Raw genomic sequence first — 7,514 nt, 5'->3', positions numbered from 1 at the left:
GTGGGGGTGTTGAAAGGGTTGGGGAATTGGGGCGCTGTTTTTATAGCTGCGCCGTTCAGCCCATCGTCATCCTCCGACTTGATCGGAGGATCGGTCCATCCAGACCGTCTCCCGTCGCGGGCGGCACCGATCCTCGGGTCAAGCCCGAGGATGACGGACTTTCTGTCTCCTCCCTGACGAAGTCGGGGAGGTGGCGCGGCGGCGAAGCCGACGTGACGGAGGGGTTCTTGAGGGCGAGCATGCGGCGAAGAACCCCTCCACCCTGCTTCGCCAAGGCTTCGCAGGGTCCCCCTCCCCATCAAGATGGGGAGGAGACTTACGTCACCATCCGCACCAACTCCGCCGCGGCTGCCGTGACGTCGGCCCAGGTCTGGTCGAAGTCGGTGTCGGTGCCGGTCCAGGGGTCGGCCACGCCCTGACCCTCTCGCCCCGGGACGTGATCCAGCAACAGGGCGAGGGGGGCGGTGCTGCCGGCGGGGGCCAGTCGGCGCAGGTCGGCGAGGTTCTGCCGGTCGAGGGCCAGGATGTGGTCAAAGCGGGTGAAGTCGTCCGCCGTCACCTGTCGCGCCCTCAGGTCCGAGATATCCACCCCGTTCCGCCGCGCCGCCGCGATCGCGCGCGGATCGGGCGGCTGGCCGACATGCCAGTCCCCGGTCCCCGCCGAGTCGAGCCTCAGGTCGAGCCCCTGCTGCCGCGCCACATGCCGCAACGCCCCCTCCGCCAGCGGCGAGCGACAGATATTGCCGAGACAGACGAAGAGGAGGGAGGGGATGGTCATGTGCCCTTGCGGTTCGCCGATTTGAGTTTGCCTGCCTTCACGAGGTCCAGCATGGCTGAGCGCAGGGCATCGTAAAGCCCCTTGGGCAGACGGCCATAGGCCCATCGCTGGCCGGGGACGGCTGGAATAATGCCTGGATCATCCCACGATAGCGTGTTGGCCTCGCCGGCGATGATGAAGCTGCGGTGGTCGTCGAGACCCAGATGTTGCTTGACCCTTGCCGGGATTTCGATGGCCGTTGCATCGTCCCCGGGCACCAAGTGGGTGATAGGCGCCACGAGAACATCGGTCTGGCCGTCCGGCCCTCGAACGATGGCGGTCACGATCACACAGGGGCGTTCCTTGGCCCCGGCGGCATAGCCCTTGTCGCGTTCGTGCGACCAGAGGAAGTCGTAGCGGATGACAAGACCGACCTGCGGCTGCGGCCTGTCCACGGGATCAGTCTGTCAGGTCTTCCAGCGCCGGGTCTGCCGGGCCGTAATCCGCTGCCTCAAGCGCGCCCGCCCATTCATCGGGGAGGTCCTGGGTCCGGTACGCCTGCCGCGTATCGCGGGCCTTGAGCCGCTCATATTCATCGATATCGATCAGCACCCGCGCCAGCCGCCGATGTTTGGTGATGAACACCGGCGCCTTGCCTGACTGCTCGATATAGAGCCCGGCCCGCGTCTGGAACTCGGTAGCGGAGACGGAAGGGGTGGGGGGCGAAGAGGGCATATGTGGATATTAGCTATTTTCGGGAAATTGGCAAGGGTTAGTCCACCACCGGTGCCCGCGTCGCCGGTGCCACGAAGTCCGAACCGCATCGACTGAAGTGGGCCGGGTCGTCAAACCACAGGATGAGCGTGCCCTCCTCGAAGAAAAATGGCCCGGTGGTATCCGCCCATCCGCAGACGATCTCGCCGTTGATCGAGACGCTCTGTATCTCGACAGGGCCCCCTGCGTGGCGCGCGAGGGCGCTTAGCGCTTCCTCGACAGGGTCAGATTCTGGAGGCGGGGCAGAACAGCCGGACCCGAGGCCTGCGCCGGCGAGGGCAACCATAAATGCAGAGGCTCGACGTTTCATCACCGCCGCCCGAACAGCTTCTCCAGATCGGCCAGTTTGAGCTCCACGTAAGTCGGGCGGCCGTGGTTGCACTGGCCGGAGTGGGGGGTGGCTTCCATCTGGCGCAGCAGGGCGTTCATCTCGGGCGCGGACAGCACACGGCCGGCGCGGACGCTGCCGTGGCAGGCCATGGTGCCGCAGACCTCGCCGAGGCGTTCCTTGAGGGCGAGGGCAGCGCCGTGTTCGGAGAGGTCGTCGGCGATGTCGCGCACCAGGCCGGCGGCATCGACGCGGCCGAGCAGGGCGGGGACTTCGCGGACCAGGACGGCGCCGGCGCCAAAGGGTTCGACGACCAGTCCCAGTTCGGCCAGTTCCCCGGCGCGGTCGGTGACGCGCTCGGCCTCGGCGGGGTCAAGCTCGACCACCTCGGGCACCAGCAGGGCCTGCCGCGTGACGCCGCCCTCGGCCATCTGGGCCTTCATCCGCTCATAGACGAGGCGCTCGTGCGCGGCGTGCTGGTCGACCAGGACCAGGCCGTCGCGGGTCTGGGCGACGATATAGGTGCCGTGCAGCTGGCCCCGGGCGACGCCGAGGGGGAGGTCCATGGGGTCGGCTTCGCCGGGAGTGGCGAGTGGCGAGTGGCGAGCGGCGAGAGGTTCTGGTTCGACGCGGGCGCTGCGGTCGTGGAGGCCGGGGATGATCTGGGCGGTTTGGGTGGCGGGGGCGGCCCAGGCGTCCCAGCCGCTCCAGCCGGTGGCGGAAGGGGCGGCGCTCGCGGGCGCGGGGCCGATGCCGGTGTGGGGGGTGAAGCCGGTCAGGGCCTGATCGGCGACGGTTGTCGAGGCGCGGTGGCCGGCGGCGGCGAGGGAGTGGCGCAGGCCGCCGACGATCAGGCCGCGCACCAGGGCGGCGTCACGGAAGCGCACCTCGGACTTGGCCGGGTGGACGTTGACGTCGACCTTGAGCGGATCGACCTCGAGGAACAGGACGGCGGCAGGGTGGCGGTCGCGGGCGAGGAAGTCGGCATAGGCGCCGCGCAGGGCGCCTTGCAGCAGGCGGTCCTTCACCGGGCGGCCGTTGACGAACAGATACTGGTGCTGGCCGTTGCCGCGCGAATAGGTGGGCAGGCCCGCATAGCCGCTGAGGCGGACCTCGTCGCGGGTGTGGTCGACCAGCAGGGCATTGGCCTCGAAATCGCGGCCGAGGATGGCGGCCAGACGGCGCAGGCGCCCCTCGTCCCCCGGATGTTCGGCGGGCAGGCGCAGAACCGAGCGACCCTCGACGTCGAGGGCGAAGGTGACGGCCTCGTGCGCCATGGCCTGACGGCGCAGCTCCTCGGCGATGGCCATGGCCTCGGCGCGCTCGGACTTCATGAACTTCAGCCGGGCGGGCGTGGCGTAGAAGAGGTCGCGCACCTCGACCCGGGTGCCGTGCGGGCCGGGGAAGGCGGCGGGGCCGGGCGGGGTGACGCGGCCGCCCTCGACGCGCAGGGCGTGGGCGTCGCCTCCTGCCATAGGGCGACTGGTCAGCGTCAGCCGGGCGACCGAGCCGATGGAGGGCAGGGCCTCGCCGCGAAAGCCGAGGGTCGAGATGCGCAGCAGGTCGACATCGCCCGCGTCATCGGGCTCGAGCTTGGACGTCGCATGGCGCTCGATGGCCAGCTCCAGCTGGTCCGGGGCTATGCCGTGGCCGTCGTCGGCGACCAGAATGCGGGTCAGGCCGCCGCCCTCGATCTGCACCTCGATGCGGGTGGTGCCGGCGTCGAGGGCGTTCTCGACCAGCTCCTTGACGGCACTGGCCGGACGCTCGACCACCTCGCCGGCGGCGATGCGGTTGACGGTCTCGGGGGGAAGGCGGCGGATGGGCATGGATTCGGAGAGACTACGGCAAAGCGTGGAGGGCGTCTGCCAGGACATGGTCCTTCTCCCCTTGCGGGAGAAGGTGCCCCCTGAGAAGGGGGCGGATGAGGGGTCTTGCTGCGGCTGAATGTGGGGGGTGTCTTTAAGGGCGGCGCCACCCCTCATCCGAGCCGCTTTCGCGGCCCACCTTCTCCCGCAAGGGGAGAAGGAAACGATGTGGAGGTTTGCCCGACTCCGCGTGGGGCGTTAGAGCATCGCTTCCTCCCCGAAGACGAAGACCGACCATGCACGACATCCGAGCCATCCGTGACACCCCGCAGGCCTATGTGGCGGGCTGGACCTCGCGCGGGGTGGAGGATGCCGAGGCGACCGTCGACCGTATTCTGGAGCTGGACCGCGACCTGCGCGCCGCCCAGACGGCGGGGCAGGACGCCCTGTCGAAGCGGAATGCGGCGTCCAGGGCCATCGGCGCCGCCATGGGCAAAAAGGACATGGCCGAGGCCGAGCGGCTGAAGGCCGAGGTCGAGGGGCTGAAGGTCGAGATCGCGGCGAATGAGGCGGTCGAGGCCGAAAAGGGCAAGGCCCTGCGCGACATCCTCGCGGGGCTGAAGAACCTGGCCGCCGACGATGTGCCGGACGGCGACGATGAGACCGGCAATGTCGAGACCGGCCGCTGGGGCGAACCGAGGAAGTCGGGCCCCGCCAAGGATCACGCGGATCTGGGCGAGGCCCTGGGCCTGCTGGATTTCGAGGCCGCGGCGAAAATGTCGGGCGCGCGCTTTGCCGTGCTGAAGGGCGGCCTGGCGCGGCTGGAACGGGCCATCGGCCAGTTCATGCTGGACATGCAGACGGCCCGGCACGGCTATCTGGAGGTCAATCCGCCCTATCTGGTGCGGGACAGGGCCATGTTCGGCACGGGCCAACTGCCGAAGTTTGAGGACGACCTGTTCTTTGCCTCCAATACCCTTCGCCCCGACGCCGAGTTTCAGCGATTGGAAGTCCCCGGCATTTATTACCGCCAACCAGTGAACGTAGATGTCTTTCTAGACGAAGTGACTGGTGAGGTGTCTTTCGGGGCATCCGGCGGAGTTGGAGCATTGATCGAGCCACGCCGCTGGCTCATCCCCACCGCCGAGGTCTCCCTGACCAATCTCGTGCGCGAGACGATCCTGTCGGAGGAAGAGCTGGCCCAGCCGATGCGGCTGACGGCGCTGACGCCGTGCTTCCGGGCGGAGGCCGGGTCGGCGGGGCGGGATACGCGCGGCCTGATCCGCCAGCACCAGTTTTCCAAGGTCGAGCTGGTCTCGATCACCCGGCCCGAGGATTCCGAGGCCGAGCACGAGCGCATGACCGGCTGTGCCGAGGCGGTGCTCAAGGCGCTGGAGCTGCCCTATCGCCGGATGCTGCTGTGCAAGGGCGACATGGGCTTTTCGGCGCGGAAGACCTTTGACCTGGAGGTCTGGCTGCCCAGCCAGGATACGTACCGCGAGATCAGCAGCTGCTCGAACTGCGGGGACTTCCAGGCCCGGCGGATGGATGCGCGGTTCAAGCGGGCGGGCGAGAAGAAGACCGAGTTCGTGCACACGCTGAACGGCTCGGGCCTGGCGGTCGGGCGGACGCTGGTGGCGGTCATGGAAAACTATCAGGACGAGGGCGGCCGGATCGCCCTGCCCGAGGTGCTGAAGCGCTACATGCCGGAAGGGGTGACGCACGTCGGATGAGAATCCTGCTGACCAATGACGACGGGATCGAGGCCGAGGGTCTGGCCTGTCTGGAGCGGATCGCGCGGACCCTGTCGGACGATGTGTGGATCTGTGCGCCGGCGGTGGAACAGTCGGGCAAGGGGCGCGGCATCACCCTTACCGAGCCGCTGCGCGTGAACCGGATGGGCGACAAGCGGTTCGCCGTGACCGGCACGCCGACCGACTGTGTGGTGCTGGCGGTCAATGATCTGATGCCCGAGCGGCCCGATCTGGTGCTGTCGGGGGTCAATCGCGGGCATAATGTCGGCGAGGATTGCTCCTATTCCGGGACGGTGGCGGGCGCGCTGCAGGGGATGGCGTTCGGCATCCGCTCGATCGCCCTGTCGCAGAGCCTGGAGCGCTTCCACGACGAGGTGACCGCGCACTGGGAGACGGCCGAGACGCATGCGCCGCCGATCCTGTCGCGGCTGATGGCGCAGGAGTGGCACGAGGGGGTGATGTGGAACATCAACTTCCCCGCCCGCGCGCCCGAGGCGGTGACCGAGGTCGAGGTGACCCGCCAGGGCTTCCGCCAGATCGGCGAGATGCACGCGGTCAAGCGCACCGACCTGCGCGGACGGGACTATTACTGGATGAGCTTCCGTGGCGAGAAGCAGGACCACGCCACCGGCACCGACCTGCGCGCCATGGACGAGGGGCGGATCTCGGTGACGCCGCTGCACATCGACCTGACCCACCGGCCGAGTATGCATGATCTGAAGGGTGTGCTGGGCGGGGCGGTCCCGAGGACGGTGGGATGAAGCTGAACGACGACCGGGCGGGGCGGCTGATCCTTGGCCTGCGGCAGCAGGGAGTGACCGACCCCCGCGTGCTGGCGGCCATGGAGTCGATCGACCGCGCGGTCTTCGTCCATGAGAAATTCCTCGATCAGGCCTGGGAGGACCAGGCCCTGCCGATCGACTGCGCCCAGACGATCAGCCAGCCCTATATCGTCGGCCTGATGACCCAGGCGCTGGAGGTCCAGCCGCGCCACCGGGTGCTCGAGATCGGCACGGGCAGCGGCTATCAGTGCGCGGTGCTGAGCCGGCTGGCGCGCTATGTCTATTCGGTCGAGCGCTATCGCAGCCTGCTGAACGAGGCCGAGGCGAAGCTGAAGACCCTGCAGATCGACAATGTCATCACCCGGCATGGCGACGGCGGCATGGGCTGGCCCGAACAGGCGCCGTTTGACCGGATCATGGTGACGGCGGCCGCACCGCACGAGCCGACCGAACTGCTGAAGCAGCTGAAACCGGGCGGCATTCTGGTGTGTCCGGTGGGGCGGACCTCGGTGCAGATGCTGAACCGCTACGTCGGCCAGCCCGACGGTTCCTTCCACCGTGAGAGCCTGACGGAGGTGCGCTTTGTGCCTCTGGTCGAAGGCACGGCGAAGGAAGGCTGACGCCGGATTTCCGGGGGCTGTTAACCTTGGCGCCCCATTTTGGCGCGGTTTGGCGGGTTGGCTTGGGGGCCGCGCCGGGGCACACCGGGGGCTGAGGAATCGGGACCGAGAGGAGACAGGCGATGGTGAGCATCCGTCAGGGGATGACCCTTCTGGCTTTGGCCATGGGTATGATGACCATGGCGGCCTGTGCCAGCTATCCCAGTGAGCCGCGCTATTCGACCCGGCCCATGCCAGTCAACCCGACCGGGGTGCGGGTCGTCGGCCCGAACGAGGCCCCGCCGCCGGCCCGCGAAGCCGGCCTGCCGCCGGCGGTGGAATACGGTTCGACGGCGCCGCGGGGCGATATCGAGGGCGGTGCCCTGGATGCTCCCGGAACGATTCCGCCGCCCACGGTTGAGGTCGAGGTGCCGCCGCCGCCCGCACTGGAGCCCCTGCCGGTCACCCGGGTGGCGGGTGCCCGCTATACGGTGCAGCCGGGCGATACGCTTTCGGGGATCGGACGCCGGTTCCTGACTCCCATTCAGGTGCTGATCGAGATGAATGATCTGGGCCCGCGTGCTGCGCTGAGTGTCGGCGCCGATGTGGTGCTGCCCGACTCGGCCGTGGATTCCGGCCGCGACCCCTATGCCACCGGCCCATCGCCCGTCGGGGTGCGCGTGCCGTCCGGTGCCCTGCCGCCGCCCCCGCC

At 68.6% G+C, this 7,514-nt stretch carries 8 protein-coding genes; 4 read left to right on the top strand and 4 right to left on the bottom strand.

Translation table 11 applies throughout. The features are described 5' to 3' along the window. Positions 1-316 precede the first annotated feature (316 nt). From J7346_RS14730 to mutL, 4 genes are all read right to left on the bottom strand, one after another. Positions 317-778, bottom strand: coding sequence for a low molecular weight protein-tyrosine-phosphatase (locus J7346_RS14730; protein WP_209120727.1), 462 nt, complete (start codon positions 776-778; stop codon positions 317-319). Then, positions 775-1,212, bottom strand: coding sequence for a growth inhibitor PemK (locus J7346_RS14725; RefSeq protein WP_209120726.1), 438 nt, complete (start codon positions 1,210-1,212; stop codon positions 775-777). Before J7346_RS14725 ends, J7346_RS14730 begins: the two co-directional genes overlap by 4 nt. 4 nt (positions 1,213-1,216) lie before the next feature. Further along, positions 1,217-1,492, bottom strand: coding sequence for a type II toxin-antitoxin system prevent-host-death family antitoxin (locus J7346_RS14720; RefSeq protein ID WP_209120725.1), 276 nt, complete (start codon positions 1,490-1,492; stop codon positions 1,217-1,219). Positions 1,493-1,840: 348 nt separating this feature from the next. Then, positions 1,841-3,688 (bottom strand): DNA mismatch repair endonuclease MutL, encoded by a 1,848-nt coding sequence (mutL, locus tag J7346_RS14715; protein ID WP_209120724.1) that lies wholly within the window; start codon positions 3,686-3,688, stop codon positions 1,841-1,843. Positions 3,689-3,963: 275 nt separating this feature from the next. On the opposite strand from mutL, the gene serS reads away from it, so the two are divergent. The 4 genes from serS to J7346_RS14695 all read left to right on the top strand — a co-directional run. After that, positions 3,964-5,400, top strand: coding sequence for a serine--tRNA ligase (gene serS, locus J7346_RS14710; RefSeq protein WP_209120723.1), 1,437 nt, complete (start codon positions 3,964-3,966; stop codon positions 5,398-5,400). Further along, positions 5,397-6,182, top strand: a complete 786-nt coding sequence (gene surE / locus J7346_RS14705) for a 5'/3'-nucleotidase SurE (protein WP_209120722.1) — start codon at positions 5,397-5,399, stop codon at positions 6,180-6,182. Before serS ends, surE begins: the two co-directional genes overlap by 4 nt. Then, positions 6,179-6,823, top strand: coding sequence for a protein-L-isoaspartate(D-aspartate) O-methyltransferase (locus tag J7346_RS14700; protein ID WP_209120721.1), 645 nt, complete (start codon positions 6,179-6,181; stop codon positions 6,821-6,823). The genes surE and J7346_RS14700 overlap by 4 nt, the downstream gene beginning before the upstream one ends. A gap of 122 nt (positions 6,824-6,945) precedes the next feature. Continuing rightward, positions 6,946-7,514, top strand: a 569-nt coding sequence (locus J7346_RS14695; RefSeq protein WP_245157921.1) for a LysM peptidoglycan-binding domain-containing protein, incomplete at its 3' end; no start/stop codon positions are given.

Source organism: Brevundimonas sp. A19_0, assembly GCF_017744255.1.
Lineage (GTDB): Bacteria > Pseudomonadota > Alphaproteobacteria > Caulobacterales > Caulobacteraceae > Brevundimonas.
This window is presented reverse-complemented; position numbering and strand designations above follow the sequence as displayed.